Genomic DNA, 13,635 nt, shown 5'->3' with positions numbered 1-13,635 from the left:
CATTGGTTAGCGTGTATGAATTTTGTAATTTCGTGAACTGCAACCCACAATGGGGATTCTTTAAAGATGGTCTTTATTTTTTGATAGACTACGTAATTTTTTATAGATGAAGAAAATTCAAATGGTAGACCTAAAAGGTCAGTATAGCGATATAAAACATATTGTCGACCCTTCTATTCAGGAAGTGATAGAAACCACCGCATTTATTAATGGCCCAAAAGTACACGAATTCCAAAAGCATTTAGAAGAGTATTTAGGTGTAAAACACGTGATTCCATGCGCTAATGGAACGGATGCGTTACAAATTGCCATGATGGGTTTAGGACTGAAGCCTGGAGATGAAGTTATTACTGCCGATTTTACTTTTGCTGCCACTGTTGAGGTAATTGCATTGTTGCAATTAACCCCAGTTTTAGTAGATGTTAATGAAGATGATTTTAACATCAACATTGAAGCTGTTAAAAAAGCAATTACCCCAAAAACGAAGGCTATAGTACCTGTGCATTTATTTGGGCAATGTGCGAATATGGAAGCTATTATGGACATAGCTAAAGCACACAATTTGTTTGTTATTGAAGATAATGCACAAGCCATAGGAGCCAACTATAGATACAAAAGCGGAAAAAAAGTTAAAGCAGGAACCATTGGCAATGTTGGAGCAACCTCGTTTTTTCCTTCTAAAAATTTAGGATGTTATGGAGATGGAGGTGCCATTTTTACAAATGATGATGATTTAGCACATACGATAAGGGGGATTGTGAACCACGGGATGTACGAACGTTATCATCATGATGTTGTTGGTGTAAATTCACGATTGGATAGTATTCAAGCTGCCGTTTTAGATGCCAAACTACCTTATTTAGATGCTTATAATAAATCTAGAAGAAACGCTGCTAGAAAATACAATGAAGCTTTTAAATCTGTCAAAAATATCCTGACACCAAAAACTGTAAACGGGTGTGACGGTATTTGCGATACTTGCGATTGCCATGTGTTTCATCAGTATACATTAAGAATAAAAGACGCTAACCGGGATGCTTTAGTAAAGCATTTAAGTGAACAAGGTATTCCTTGTGGGGTATATTACCCCATCCCACTTCATAAGCAAAAGGCATATTTAGATGAAAGATATAATGAGGCTGATTTTGAAGTTACCAATCAACTGGTAAAAGAGGTTATTTCATTACCTATGCATACAGAGTTAGATGACGAACAAATAGAATTTATTACTTCAACAATTATCAATTATATCAATGGATAAAATATTAGTAACAGGCGGATTAGGATTTATAGGATCTCACACAGTTGTTGAATTACAAAATGAAGGTTTCGAAGTTATTATAATTGATGACTTATCAAACTCCTCAATTAATGTATTAGATGGGATTACTGCCATAACAGGAAAAACCCCAATCTTTGAAAAATTGGATTTAAAAGACAAAGCGAGAGTTGAATCTTTTTTTGCAAAACATGATGATATAAAAGGCGTTATTCATTTCGCTGCTAGTAAAGCGGTTGGAGAAAGTGTGCAAGAGCCCCTGCTTTATTATGAAAATAATATAGCAACTTTAGTTTATATTCTTAAAGAATTAAAAAAAATGCCTGAAGCTAATTTTATTTTTAGTTCATCTTGTACCGTTTATGGTCAAGCCGATGAGCTACCTATAACAGAAAATGCACCGGTTAAAAAAGCAGAATCGCCTTATGGAAACACGAAACAAATTGGTGAAGAAATAATAAAAGATACCTGTAAAATAGCTCCAAAATTAAAGGCTATTTCTCTGCGCTATTTTAATCCTGTTGGTGCCCACGAATCTGTAAATATTGGAGAATTACCAATAGGGGTTCCACAAAACTTAGTACCATTTATTACACAAACTGCTATTGGTTTAAGAGAGCAATTATCAGTTTTTGGGGATGACTATCCTACTCAAGATGGTACCTGTGTAAGAGATTATATTCACGTTGTTGATGTTGCAAAAGCGCACGTGGTAGCCTTGGAACGCTTATTAAAAAACGAAAACAAAAGTAACTATGAAACGTTTAATCTAGGAACTGGGAAAGGTAGTTCGGTTTTAGAAGTGATTCAATCTTTTGAAAAAGTTTCGGGTAAAAAATTGAATTATAAAATTGTGGGTAGGAGAGAAGGTGATGTGATTTCAGCTTATGCAGATACTACAAAAGCCAACAAAGAGTTGGGTTGGAAAACAAAATTATCTTTAGATGATGCTATGCTATCTGCATGGAAATGGGAACAAAAGGTAAGATATTCCACAGAATAAGTTTTAAAAATCAAGAATTCTTAAAATTATTTTAGCTTATTTTTTGTTCAATATTTTTTTTCTTTTTGAAGCTGCTAATAAAAAGTATAATCATTCCAGTGGTTACAAATACATCAGCCATATTAAAGATACCGGTTTTAAAAACACCTCCTAAATCAATAAAAAAGAAATCGGTAACCGAACCATAAACTATTCTGTCAAATACATTCGCAATTCCCCCGCCAATAATACTTGCAAAAGCAAAGAGCGACCAATTATCTAAGGATTTATCTTTTAAAATATGATATAAAACAAACCCTAAAACTAAAATAGGGAGTATAAGTAATAAAATGGTTCGTAAAGGTTCTCCAAGGTCGCTTCCCATCCCCAGAAAAGCACCTTCGTTTTCAACATTCATCATAATAAAGGCATCGCCAATCAATGGGATACGTTCACTAGCTCTAGTCTCTGTTTGTCCTATAACACAGGCTCTAACAATCACTTTTGAGATTTGATCAATAGCTATTGTTAAAATAATAACTAGTGTTATAAAAACGCAGCGTTTAGATAGCTTCATTTAACTATTTGCATTTAAAGTTGCTGAAGCTGTTTGCGCTTCTCTATTAATTTTCTTAATAAGGCCTTGCAATACATTTCCTGGACCAACTTCAGTAAATAAACTAGCACCATCTTTAATCATTTGTTGTACGGACTGTGTCCATTTTACAGGTGCAGTTAATTGTAAAATTAAATTTGATTTTATTGCCATTTCATCAATGACTGCATTTGCCGTAACATTTTGATAAATAGGGCAATTTGGTTTGCTAAATATTGTATTTTCAATAGCTGCTGCCAATTCTTCGCGGGCCGGTTCCATCAATGGGGAATGAAAAGCACCACCTACGGGTAATACCAAAGCACGACGAGCCCCTTCTTCTTTCAATGTCTCACAAGCTTTATTAATGGCCTCAACTTCACCCGATATAACCAATTGTCCTGGGCAATTATAATTTGCTGCTACCACAATCCCTTCGGTCATAGCACATATTTTTTCAACGATATCATCATCCAAACCCAAAACAGCAGCCATAGTACTGGGTTGTAATTCGCAGGCTTTTTGCATGGCTAAAGCACGTTGAGATACTAATTTTAAACCATCTTCAAAATTTAAAACTCCATTGGCAACTAAAGCAGAAAATTCACCAAGTGAATGTCCTGCTACCATATCTGGTTTAAAACTATTTCCTAAGGTTTTAGCTAATATGACAGAATGTAAAAAGATAGCTGGCTGTGTTACCTTGGTTTCCTTTAAGTCCTCAGCAGACCCTTCAAACATAATATCCGTAATGGTAAACCCCAGAATATCGTTGGCTTGTTCAAATAATTCTTGTGCTAGGGGCGAGTTTTCATAGAGGTCTAAACCCATTCCTGAGAATTGAGCACCTTGACCCGGAAAAATATATGCGTGCATGTTATTTAGTTTTTGATGCTGCAAAAATAGTTATTTTATAAGAATAAATATTGCTTCACTTTAGAAACAAAATAAAGATTACAAATTACCTGTAGCGGCTTCAGCACAACGTTCCCCATCCATAGCTGCTGAAACAATACCTCCTGCATAGCCACCACCCTCGCCACTAGGATATAAGTTTGAAATTTGTGGGTGTTCTAAAGTGTTTGTTCTAGGAATACAAACTGGTGATGAGGTTCTGGATTCTACGCCTACAATATTTGCTTCTTCGGTGTAATATCCTTTCATTTTTTGTCCGAATGCTTGAAAACCCTTTCGCAATCTGCTTCCTATAAGTTTTGGTAAAAGTGAATGAAGTGGTGCCGAATTCAAACCAGGTTGATAAGAAGTTGGATTCAAAACAATAGATAATTTGCCTTCAACAAAATCGGTTAAACGCTGTGCTGGGGCTGTTTGATTTCTTCCACCCGAAGTGAATGCCAATTTTTCTAAATCTTTTTGATATTCCAATGCTTTTAAAACTCCAAAATGCTCATACTTTGGTAAATCTTTATGAACATCAATTTCTACAACAATGCCAGAATTGGCATAAAAATTATTACGCTTTGATGGCGACATACCGTTAACCACTACCTCGCCATTGGCTGTTGCCGCAGGCACTATGAAACCACCAGGGCACATACAAAAGGAGTAAACACCTCTATCATTTACCTGTTGCACCAAACTGTAAGATGCTGCTGGTAATAAGTCGTTTCGATTGCCAGTACAATGATATTGTATGGAATCTATGATGTGCTGAGGATGTTCCACTCGTACACCCATAGCGAACGATTTTGCTTCCAAAGTAATTTGTTTTTTGTAAAGCAAGTAAAAAATATCACGAGCTGAATGGCCAGTAGCTAAAATGACTTTTTCTACTGATATTTCATTTTCATTATTAAGTTGAATAGCTTTAATTTTATTATTTTTTATAATAAAATCGGTGACCCTGGTTTCAAAATAGACGTCGCCACCATATTTTAAAATAGTCTCACGAATATTTTGCACCACCTTCGGTAGTTTATTTGTACCAATATGTGGATGTGCATCAATTAAAATTTGTTCGGTAGCACCATGAAACACAAGGTTTTCAAAAATTCGACGAACATCACCACGTTTTAAACTTCGTGTGTAAAGTTTTCCATCACTATAAGTGCCAGCACCTCCTTCTCCAAAACAATAATTGGAATCTTCGTTAACTATATGGTCTTGATTGATGGCTTTTAAATCCCGTCGGCGGTCTTGTACATTTTTACCGCGCTCCAAGACTATAGGTTTAAACCCGAGTTCAATACATCGTAAAGCAGCAAACATGCCTGCAGGTCCAAATCCAACAATATGGATAGGTTTAGCTTTGGAAACATCTTTGTAATCAAATGTGTATTCGGAAGTTTTTGGAATCGGTTCTTTTATAAAAACGGCAACTTTGTAATTTAAAATAATGTTTGGTTTACGAGCATCAATAGATTTTCTAAGAACTTTAACTCCAGTAATATCTTTTTGGTCAATAGCTAATTTTAAGGCTGATTTTAAAACCAGAATATCACCGATTTCTTCCTCCTTAAGTGTAATACGAAGTTGTATTTCTTTTACCATTTGGCAAAATTAGGAAATTTAACAATAGAAATTGTTGAGTCTTTATTTTAGGGGTATGGACAAACCAATAGCAAATGCACCAGCATATTGTTCAATTGTCGGTTGGAAATAATAAGTTAATCCAACTTCAAAGTTATGATCCCGGCCTAGTTCTAATCCTAAAGAGAACGGAATGTGATAAATTATTCCACTTTTAGTAATATTGGAAAGCTCTGATAATGTCTCAAAATTTCCTATGGAGGAACCTATTCCTATTTCGGCAAAAGGCGCTATCCATGGAATGGGTGCTTTTATTCGAGCTTTTCCTCCAATTAAAAAAGCTCTTGAAGTCGCCTTGTAAGGTGTTGGGTTCTGGTTGATGTCTTTTCCGTTTGATTTCGTTAAAATCAATCCGCTGTAAGGTCTTAGGTCAAGCCAAGTTGCAATAACGAGTACAAACTCTCCTTGAAGATAAAGGCCAGAATCAATTACGTCAATACCGCCATAATAAGGGGTGCTCAATCCGTAACCAATATTAGCACTAATTGATTTTTTCTTTACGAATTGAGCTTCAATTTGAAAAGATGTTAACCATAAAATTATAAAAACTAAAATTTTCTTCATTATTGTTTTCTCTCGTAGGTAATAAACGAAAATTCATAATCATGATGTTCGTCTTTTTTATGAAATGCGTTGGCAGTTTCTGTCCAAACTTTGGTATCAATTTCAGGGAAAAAAGTATCGGCTTCAAAATTATGGTGAACACGTGTTAATTCAATTTTATCTGCAACGTCCATGGCTTGTTTATATATTTCACCACCGCCAATAATGAAGGGTTGCGTATCATTTTTTGAGGCATCAATGGCATCTGCAAGGGTGTTGACAACAACCACACCATCTGGTACTTTATAATGTTTCTGTCTTGTGATTACAATATGGGTTCTATTTGGTAGTGGTTTAGGGAAACTTTCAAATGTTTTACGTCCCATGATAATATGATGTCCATTCGTTAAGTTTTTAAAGCGTTTTAAATCGTCACTTAAATGCCAGATGAGTTGGTTGCCTTTTCCAATCGCATGGTTTTCTGCTGCAGCCACAATAATAGTAAGTTCACTTTTATTCTTTTCGCTTTTTGCTTTATTGTAAGCTTGGGTTTGTGCTAAAAGTTTTTCTTCTCTTACAAACCCATCCTTAAGTTTTTCAATGCGTTCTTGTTGTTTTGAAACCAGTTTTTCCAATTGTTGTTTTTCCCAAGCTTTTCCCATGAATTTATGAGTGATAAACACATTAAAAACATGATATACTAGTAAAAAAAGCCATATAAGAACTGCGAATAAAAACCAATCATAACCAAAAAATTTAAAATCTTCTCCAATACCCAAAAGCGTATTGGCTATTATTAAAAAAATGGCTCCAATTAAAAATATCACAAAATGTATATACAAACGTTTTTTTTGTTTAATACGTTTTTGCGCATTTTGAATGAGCTCTAATTGATCTTTATCTATTTGTGGCGTTGATTTCTTTTTTCCAAACATAGGTGTAAAATAACGGGTATAAAGTTAAGGCTTTTATTATGATAATTTAACATTAGGTTTTGGGATTATTATACTCCATTCACGCAATCGATTTCGTTTAAAACTAATTGATTATCAGATATAAACGTAATAATTTGTGTTGATAATATAATAAATATTATGCTAAAATTTTTATCAACTATAAATAATTGTTTATGGAAATTATGAAATTGATAATTTTTTTAAAGTATAGGTCATTTTTATGGGTACATGCAAATTACTTTATAAATTTGTAACGAAAAACAACACTTAAAATTAAAAATTATGTCTATTAAAAAACAATATTTAAAAAGTAAACCAGTGTGTAAAGTAACCTTTTCTTTACCCGCTGAAGACGCAAAAAAAGTATCTGTTGTAGGAAGTTTTAATGAATGGAATGCAAAAAAAGCACCACTTAAAAAACTGAAGAATGGAACTTTTAAAGGAACTTTTGATCTAGAAACAGGAAGCTCTTACGAGTTTAAGTATCTTGTAGATGGTGTTTATGTTAATGATGATGCTGCCGATGGTTATGCATGGAATGATTTTGCAGGAGCTGAAAATAGCGTAGTAAACGTATAATTAAGACTCAAAAAAATTGAAAAAGCACTTTCTTATAAGAAAGTGCTTTTTTTATATGGCCACTACGCCTTTAATATGTGGATGAGGGTTATAATCTAATAGAGTGAAATCATCGAAAGTGAAATCAAAAATATCTTTTACATCAGGATTTAATAGCATTTTAGGAAGCGGCCTAATGTCTCTGGATAGTTGAAGTTCCAATTGCTCATAATGATTGCTGTAAATATGAGCATCACCAAAAGTATGAATAAATTCACCTGCTTCGTATCCACAAACTTGGGCCATCATCATGGTAAATAAAGCATAAGAAGCAATATTAAAAGGCACTCCTAAAAATATATCGGCACTTCGTTGGTATAATTGGCAAGACAATTTTCCATTAGCTACATAAAACTGAAAAAAAGCATGGCAAGGTGGAAGCGCCGCTTTTCCATTTGCTACGTTTTCACTAAAAGATTTTGAAGTATCTGGTAAAACCGATGGATTCCAAGCCGACACCAACATTCTGCGACTATCTGGATTGTTTTTTAAAGTATGAATAACTTCTTTAATTTGGTCAATATCGTCGCTGTTCCAATTACGCCATTGGTGTCCATAAACGGGGCCTAAATCACCATTTTTATCAGCCCATTCATTCCAAATACGTACACCATTTTCAGTTAAGTATTTTATATTGGTATCGCCTTTTAAAAACCAAAGGAGTTCATAAATTATAGATTTTAGATGAAGCTTTTTTGTGGTTACCATGGGGAAACCTTCACTTAAATCAAATCGCATTTGATATCCAAAAACACTTTTTGTCCCTGTTCCTGTTCTATCGCTTTTTTCGTTACCGTATTCTAAAACGTGTTTTACTAAATCGTGATATTGTTGCATTTCATATTCAATTTCAATCAGCTAAAAATAAAAAATAAGGGTTGAATGTTAACAATTCAACCCTATATTTATTTAAAAGTTATTAACGGTTTTTAACCTATAATCATACCAGCTATTGTAGCAGATATCAAAGATGAAATGGTACCACCAATTAAGGCTTTGATTCCAAACTTTGATAAGGTTTTACGTTGTCCAGGAGCTAATGAACCAATACCACCAATTTGAATACCAATGGATGCAAAATTAGCAAATCCACAAAGCATATAGGTAGCCATTATTACAGATTTTTCGTACGTTAAGTGAATAGAGCTCCCTACATTTTTTAAGTCTGCCAATTGTATGTAGCCTATAAATTCGCTAGCTGCCAATTTAATGCCTAAAAGTTGTCCCATAAGTGCCATATCTTCTTTGGCAATACCAATAAGCCACATAAGAGGTGCAAAAGAATAACCCAATATAAGCTCTAATGATAAACTTTTATAGGTTGTATTATTGGCTATCCATGTATTTAGATTTGATACATCTCCAACCCAACCTAAAATACCATTAAACATGGCTATAAAGGCCACAAAAACCAACAACATGGCGCCAACATTTACGGCAAGTCTTAAACCTTCCGTTGTCCCATTTGCTATGGCATCTAAAAAGTTTGATCCAATTTTTTCTTGGGATACAGTCACATCTGTATTGATGGATTCTGTTTGTGGATATAATATTTTGGAAATCACAATAGCACCAGGAGCTGCCATTACAGATGCTGCTAAAAGGTGTTTTGCATAAAACAATCTTAAAACAGGATCGTCTCCACCAAGAAATCCTATATAAGCAGCTAAAACAGCACCGGCTACGGTAGCCATACCACCAATCATTACCAACAACATTTCGGACTTATTCATTTTCTCTAAATAAGCCTTTATTAATAGCGGAGCTTCGGTTTGTCCTAAAAAGATATTTCCTGCAACACTTAAACTTTCTGCTCCAGAAATTTTTAAAGCTTTGGATAATAACCAAGCCATGGCTTTTACTACTTTTTGAATAATACCTAGGTAAAATAAAACAGAAGTTAAGGCCGAAAAGAAAATAATTGTTGGTAATACTTGAAAAGCAAATATGTAGCCAAAGGTATCCATATCAACTACCAACCCTTCAAATAAAAATTTACTTCCAGCTCTAGTAAATTCTAGAACTTGAATAAATAAATTCCCAACAAATTCAAAAATATTTTTTATAAAATCCACTTTTAAAACACCAATAGCTATTATTAATTGGAATGCTAATCCAATACCCACTATTTTCCAATTAATGGCTTTTTTATTACCGCTGAAAAGAAATGCTATAAATACAAGGGAGATCATTCCTAAAACGCCTCGCCATAAACTGTCTATTGAAAACCCTTGGCTAGGAATGATGGTATTTTCTGTTGGTGTTTCTGTATGGATTGTAAATGTTTCTTGAATTAAAACATTGGGGTTATCTATCTTAATTGAATCGACTATTTCTGCTTCAAGTACTGAATTTTTTTGAACTGTATTTAATGGACTTGAATTGTCTAAATTTTGTGCTGATGTTATGGATGTGAAAAGGAAAAATAGTGCAGCACAAGACAAAAACAGTTTTCTCATAGTATATAATAGGTATTATTCTCTTTTGGAGATTTCATCTCGAATACGTGCTGCTTTTTCATAGTTTTCATTAGCAACTGCTTCATCCAGAAGGGTATGAAGTTCATCTAAGGTTTTTCCTTTAAAATTTTCGGCTGGTTTATTGGGTTCAAGCTCGTTGGCTACCAACTCATCCATCAAAATACTGTCTTGCGTTTCTTCATCTTCTTCTTTCTTTTTCGGATTTACTTTTAAATAAATACCTGCTTTGTCAAGAATATTTTTGTAAGTGAAAATGGGTGCTTGAAAACGCAGTGCTAAGGCGATGGCATCACTGGTTCTAGCATCAATAATTTCTTCAATTTTATCGCGCTCACAAATTAAACTGGAATAGAAAACACCATCAACCAACTTATGAATGATAACTTGCTTTACTACGATGTCAAATCTATCTGCAAAATTTTTAAATAAATCATGGGTTAGCGGTCTTGGCGGACTAATTTCTTTTTCTAAAGCTATTGCTATGGACTGTGCTTCGAAAGCACCTATAACTATGGGAAGTTTTCTATCGCCGTCAACCTCGTTCAAAATCAAGGCATAAGCACCATTTTGGGTTTGGCTGTAGGATATTCCTTTTATATTTAATCTTACTAAACTCATAAATTTATAAAACGCAAAGAACTGTTTAAATTAGGACTTTACCAACTGCATGATACAGTTTTAAGATAAAATGCTAATTTAAGCAGTTCAACACTACGATACAATTTATAAAAAATAATTTTATTGTTGTGCTTTAAACACTTTTAATTTTTCAATAAGTTTTGGTACCACTTCAAAAGCATCGCCAACCACACCATAATCGGCCGCTTTAAAGAAAGGAGCCTCAGGATCTGTATTGATTACTACTTTTACTTTGGATGCGTTAATACCAGCTAAATGTTGAATAGCACCGGAAATACCTACAGCTATATAAAGGTTTGATGCAACAGGTTTTCCTGTTTGCCCAACATGTTCGCTATGGGGTCTCCAACCTAAATCAGACACCGGTTTTGAACATGCGGTAGCTGCTCCTAAAACATTTGCTAATTCTTCTATCATGCCCCAGTTTTCTGGTCCTTTCAATCCACGACCTGCTGAAACCACAATTTCAGCATCGGCAATGGTAACAGTATTTGCTGCTTTATCAACTGAATCTACAGTAACCCCTAATTCCGGAATTGAAGGTGAAAAGTCTTCGGTTGACACACTACTCGTACTTTCAACTAATCCGAAAGAATTATTAGAAACACCAATAATTTTAATGTCAGTATTAATTTGTGTGTTTTCAAAAGCCTTATTTGTAAATGCTGAGCGTTTTACAATAAATGGGCTAGTACTTGAAGGTTGCGCAACCACATTCGAAGCGTAACCTGCGTTTAAGCCTATTGCTATAAATGGAGCTAAATATTTACAGTTGGCACTAGAGCTAATAACCACCACTTTAGAGCCTTCACTTTCTGCAGCTTGATTTATTACAGCTGCATAAGCATTAGCATTAAATTTATCTAACTGGGTGTTTTTTACGTTTAGAACTTTATCAACACCGTAATTCCCTAGAGCAGAAGTATCATTGGTATTTATTGCAATAGCTGTTACGGTTGTTCCTAACTGGTTGGCAACCGCTTTGGCGTATGATGCCACTTCAAAAGCAACTTTTTTAAAGGTTCCTTGTTCCGATTCTGTATATACTAAAACTGACATATATAATTATTTAAATCACTTTAGCTTCGTTATGAAGCAAATTTATTAATTCATCTAAATTCTCTGGTGACACTAAGGTTACTGCGCCTTTTGGTGCAGGTTTTTCAAATGAAACGGAAGTTGTTTCTGCATTGGTAACAATAGGCTCAACAACTGTTAGAGGTTTTTGGCGAGCCATCATAATGCCTCTCATGTTCGGGATGCGTAAATCGCTTTCCTCAACCAAACCTTTTTGTCCACCAATAACTAATGGTAAAGATGTAGAAACGGTTTCTTTACCGCCATCAATTTCTCGAATTGCTTTTGCGGAAGTACCTTCAACTTCAAGGCTTATACAGTTATTGACGAAATTTGCACCTACTAAAGCGGCAACCATTCCAGGAACCATGCCACCGTTATAATCGATAGATTCACGACCTGCAATTATCAAATCATATCCACCATCTTTTACAATATTTGCCAGTTGTTTAGCAACTGAAAAACCATCGGTTGCTGGAGTATTCACTCGGATAGCAGCATCAGCACCTATGGCCAATGCTTTACGTAAGGTAGGTTCTGTTTCAGAGCCACCAACATTTACAACCGTTACATGAGCACCTTGTTTTTCCTTAAACCACATTGCTCTTGTTAAGCCAAATTCATCATTAGGATTGATAACAAATTGGACCCCATTAGTATCAAACTTGGTGTCATTATCAGAAAAATTGATTTTTGATGTAGTGTCTGGAACATGACTAATACACACTAATATTTTCATTTTAATAGGTTTTTGAGTGTCAATTTTTTTTGTGGCTACGAAGTTAATTATTTTATTTCTAAAAATACTATGCACGCATAATAAATTTTAAAAAAATCTTTTCCAAGTGTATACCATTTATTGTTATTTTTGCTACTCGAAATAAAATAACATAAATGAAGACAATTCAATTTAGAGAAGCTATTTGCGAAGCGATGAGTGAAGAAATGCGCAGAGATGAAAGCATTTATTTGATGGGAGAGGAGGTAGCTGAATATAACGGTGCCTACAAAGCATCTAAAGGAATGTTAGATGAATTTGGACCTAAACGTGTCATTGATACCCCCATTGCTGAACTTGGTTTTGCTGGAATTGCAATTGGTTCGACTATGACCGGTAACAGGCCAATTGTAGAATACATGACTTTTAACTTTTCTCTTGTTGGAATTGATCAAATTATTAACAATGCTGCAAAAATCAGGCAGATGTCTGGTGGGCAGTTTAATTGTCCTATTGTCTTCCGAGGTCCAACAGCATCTGCTGGTCAGTTGGGTGCAACCCACTCACAAGCTTTTGAAAACTGGTTTGCTAATACACCGGGTTTAAAAGTGGTTGTTCCTTCAAATCCTTATGATGCAAAAGGGTTATTAAAAGCAGCTATTCGTGACAACGATCCAGTTATTTTTATGGAAAGTGAGCAAATGTATGGAGATAAAGGCGAAGTCCCCGAAGGTGAATATATCTTACCATTAGGTGTTGCCGATATTAAGCGTGAGGGAACAGATGTAACCATTGTTTCCTTTGGAAAAATAATTAAAGAAGCCTATAAAGCAGCTGATGAATTGGAGAAAGAAGGTATTTCTTGCGAAATCATTGATTTACGCACTGTTCGCCCCATGGATAAAAAAGCAATCTTGGAATCGGTTAAAAAAACAAATCGATTAGTGGTGTTGGAAGAAGCTTGGCCTTTTGGAAATGTTGCAACAGAGATTACTTATATTGTTCAAAACGAAGCATTTGATTATCTAGATGCACCCATCATAAAAATAAATACCGCCGATACCCCAGCACCATATTCCCCCGTTTTATTGGAAGAATGGTTGCCAAATAGCAACGATGTTATCAAGGCTGTTAAGAAAGTGATGTATAAATAATTCGTAATTAATTACGTTATATAAACTTCATTAGCTCAATTGTT

General features: G+C 34.7%; 14 protein-coding genes. 4 read left to right on the top strand and 10 right to left on the bottom strand.

Going from position 1 to position 13,635, the window contains the following annotated elements; translation table 11 throughout:
• Positions 1 to 106 precede the first annotated feature (106 nt).
• Both ABD963_RS00735 and galE read left to right on the top strand, forming a co-directional pair.
• Positions 107 to 1,261, top strand: coding sequence for a DegT/DnrJ/EryC1/StrS family aminotransferase (locus tag ABD963_RS00735; protein WP_345275025.1), 1,155 nt, complete (start codon positions 107 to 109; stop codon positions 1,259 to 1,261).
• Positions 1,254 to 2,282 (top strand): UDP-glucose 4-epimerase GalE, encoded by a 1,029-nt coding sequence (gene galE / locus ABD963_RS00730; protein ID WP_345275024.1) that lies wholly within the window; start codon positions 1,254 to 1,256, stop codon positions 2,280 to 2,282. The genes ABD963_RS00735 and galE overlap by 8 nt, the downstream gene beginning before the upstream one ends.
• 31 nt (positions 2,283 to 2,313) lie before the next feature.
• Here galE and lspA read toward each other — a convergent pair whose 3' ends face one another.
• The 5 genes from lspA to ABD963_RS00705 form a co-directional block, all read right to left on the bottom strand.
• Entirely contained in the window at positions 2,314 to 2,838 is a 525-nt protein-coding gene (lspA, locus tag ABD963_RS00725) for a signal peptidase II (RefSeq protein WP_345275023.1), read from the bottom strand.
• Positions 2,839 to 3,732 carry an ACP S-malonyltransferase gene (fabD, locus tag ABD963_RS00720; RefSeq protein WP_345275022.1) on the bottom strand — a complete coding sequence of 298 codons (894 nt, stop codon included), beginning with the start codon at positions 3,730 to 3,732 and terminating at the stop codon, positions 2,839 to 2,841.
• Between the two features lie 78 nt (positions 3,733 to 3,810).
• Positions 3,811 to 5,367, bottom strand: coding sequence for an NAD(P)/FAD-dependent oxidoreductase (locus ABD963_RS00715; protein ID WP_345275021.1), 1,557 nt, complete (start codon positions 5,365 to 5,367; stop codon positions 3,811 to 3,813).
• Between the two features lie 42 nt (positions 5,368 to 5,409).
• A complete protein-coding gene (locus tag ABD963_RS00710) occupies positions 5,410 to 5,970 on the bottom strand; it encodes a hypothetical protein (protein ID WP_345275020.1) in 561 nt (186 codons plus the stop codon).
• Positions 5,970 to 6,884 (bottom strand): dihydrofolate reductase, encoded by a 915-nt coding sequence (locus ABD963_RS00705; protein WP_345275019.1) that lies wholly within the window; start codon positions 6,882 to 6,884, stop codon positions 5,970 to 5,972. The genes ABD963_RS00710 and ABD963_RS00705 overlap by 1 nt, the downstream gene beginning before the upstream one ends.
• Positions 6,885 to 7,187: 303 nt before the next feature.
• Between ABD963_RS00705 and ABD963_RS00700 the strand changes: the two genes are divergently transcribed.
• A complete protein-coding gene (locus ABD963_RS00700; RefSeq protein ID WP_345275018.1) occupies positions 7,188 to 7,484 on the top strand; it encodes an isoamylase early set domain-containing protein in 297 nt (98 codons plus the stop codon).
• Positions 7,485 to 7,535: 51 nt separating this feature from the next.
• Here the strand turns inward: ABD963_RS00700 and ABD963_RS00695 are convergent, their stop codons facing one another.
• From ABD963_RS00695 to ABD963_RS00675, 5 genes are all read right to left on the bottom strand, one after another.
• Positions 7,536 to 8,360: a thymidylate synthase gene (locus ABD963_RS00695; protein WP_345275017.1), complete on the bottom strand. Its 825-nt coding sequence runs from the start codon at positions 8,358 to 8,360 to the stop codon at positions 7,536 to 7,538.
• A gap of 92 nt (positions 8,361 to 8,452) precedes the next feature.
• The gene (locus ABD963_RS00690; protein WP_345275016.1) at positions 8,453 to 9,982 is read right to left on the bottom strand and encodes a NupC/NupG family nucleoside CNT transporter; all 1,530 of its coding nucleotides are present in this window, start codon (positions 9,980 to 9,982) and stop codon (positions 8,453 to 8,455) included.
• Between the two features lie 15 nt (positions 9,983 to 9,997).
• A complete protein-coding gene (locus ABD963_RS00685; protein WP_345275015.1) occupies positions 9,998 to 10,621 on the bottom strand; it encodes a bifunctional nuclease family protein in 624 nt (207 codons plus the stop codon).
• 120 nt (positions 10,622 to 10,741) lie between these two features.
• On the bottom strand, positions 10,742 to 11,701 hold the full coding sequence (locus ABD963_RS00680; RefSeq protein ID WP_345275014.1) for an electron transfer flavoprotein subunit alpha/FixB family protein: 960 nt from the start codon (positions 11,699 to 11,701) through the stop codon (positions 10,742 to 10,744).
• A gap of 10 nt (positions 11,702 to 11,711) precedes the next feature.
• Complete coding sequence (locus ABD963_RS00675) at positions 11,712 to 12,458, bottom strand: electron transfer flavoprotein subunit beta/FixA family protein (RefSeq protein ID WP_345275013.1); 747 nt, start codon at positions 12,456 to 12,458, stop codon at positions 11,712 to 11,714.
• Between the two features lie 155 nt (positions 12,459 to 12,613).
• Here ABD963_RS00675 and ABD963_RS00670 point away from each other — a divergent pair, with 155 nt between their 5' ends.
• Positions 12,614 to 13,591 carry a pyruvate dehydrogenase complex E1 component subunit beta gene (locus tag ABD963_RS00670; protein WP_345275012.1) on the top strand — a complete coding sequence of 326 codons (978 nt, stop codon included), beginning with the start codon at positions 12,614 to 12,616 and terminating at the stop codon, positions 13,589 to 13,591.
• The last annotated feature ends 44 nt before the right edge of the window (positions 13,592 to 13,635 follow it).

The sequence above is a fragment of the Litoribaculum gwangyangense genome (genome assembly GCF_039543505.1).
GTDB classification, from domain to species: Bacteria; Bacteroidota; Bacteroidia; order Flavobacteriales; family Flavobacteriaceae; genus Litoribaculum; species Litoribaculum gwangyangense.
Note: the sequence above shows the minus strand (reverse complement) of the source record. Positions and strands in the feature narration are given on the sequence as shown.

Excerpts from the sequence above, each read along its gene's own strand:
- ABD963_RS00710 (WP_345275020.1), bottom strand. The coding sequence starts at position 5,970 with ATGAAGAAAATTTTAGTTTTTATAATTTTATGGTTAACATCTTTTCAA.
- ABD963_RS00675 (WP_345275013.1), bottom strand. The coding sequence starts at position 12,458 with ATGAAAATATTAGTGTGTATTAGTCATGTTCCAGACACTACATCAAAA.
- fabD (WP_345275022.1), bottom strand. The coding sequence starts at position 3,732 with ATGCACGCATATATTTTTCCGGGTCAAGGTGCTCAATTCTCAGGAATG.
- ABD963_RS00715 (WP_345275021.1), bottom strand. The coding sequence starts at position 5,367 with ATGGTAAAAGAAATACAACTTCGTATTACACTTAAGGAGGAAGAAATC.
- ABD963_RS00735 (WP_345275025.1), top strand. The coding sequence starts at position 107 with ATGAAGAAAATTCAAATGGTAGACCTAAAAGGTCAGTATAGCGATATA.
- ABD963_RS00670 (WP_345275012.1), top strand. The coding sequence starts at position 12,614 with ATGAAGACAATTCAATTTAGAGAAGCTATTTGCGAAGCGATGAGTGAA.
- ABD963_RS00680 (WP_345275014.1), bottom strand. The coding sequence starts at position 11,701 with ATGTCAGTTTTAGTATATACAGAATCGGAACAAGGAACCTTTAAAAAA.
- ABD963_RS00695 (WP_345275017.1), bottom strand. The coding sequence starts at position 8,360 with ATGCAACAATATCACGATTTAGTAAAACACGTTTTAGAATACGGTAAC.
- ABD963_RS00705 (WP_345275019.1), bottom strand. The coding sequence starts at position 6,884 with ATGTTTGGAAAAAAGAAATCAACGCCACAAATAGATAAAGATCAATTA.
- galE (WP_345275024.1), top strand. The coding sequence starts at position 1,254 with ATGGATAAAATATTAGTAACAGGCGGATTAGGATTTATAGGATCTCAC.
- ABD963_RS00685 (WP_345275015.1), bottom strand. The coding sequence starts at position 10,621 with ATGAGTTTAGTAAGATTAAATATAAAAGGAATATCCTACAGCCAAACC.
- ABD963_RS00690 (WP_345275016.1), bottom strand. The coding sequence starts at position 9,982 with ATGAGAAAACTGTTTTTGTCTTGTGCTGCACTATTTTTCCTTTTCACA.
- ABD963_RS00700 (WP_345275018.1), top strand. The coding sequence starts at position 7,188 with ATGTCTATTAAAAAACAATATTTAAAAAGTAAACCAGTGTGTAAAGTA.
- lspA (WP_345275023.1), bottom strand. The coding sequence starts at position 2,838 with ATGAAGCTATCTAAACGCTGCGTTTTTATAACACTAGTTATTATTTTA.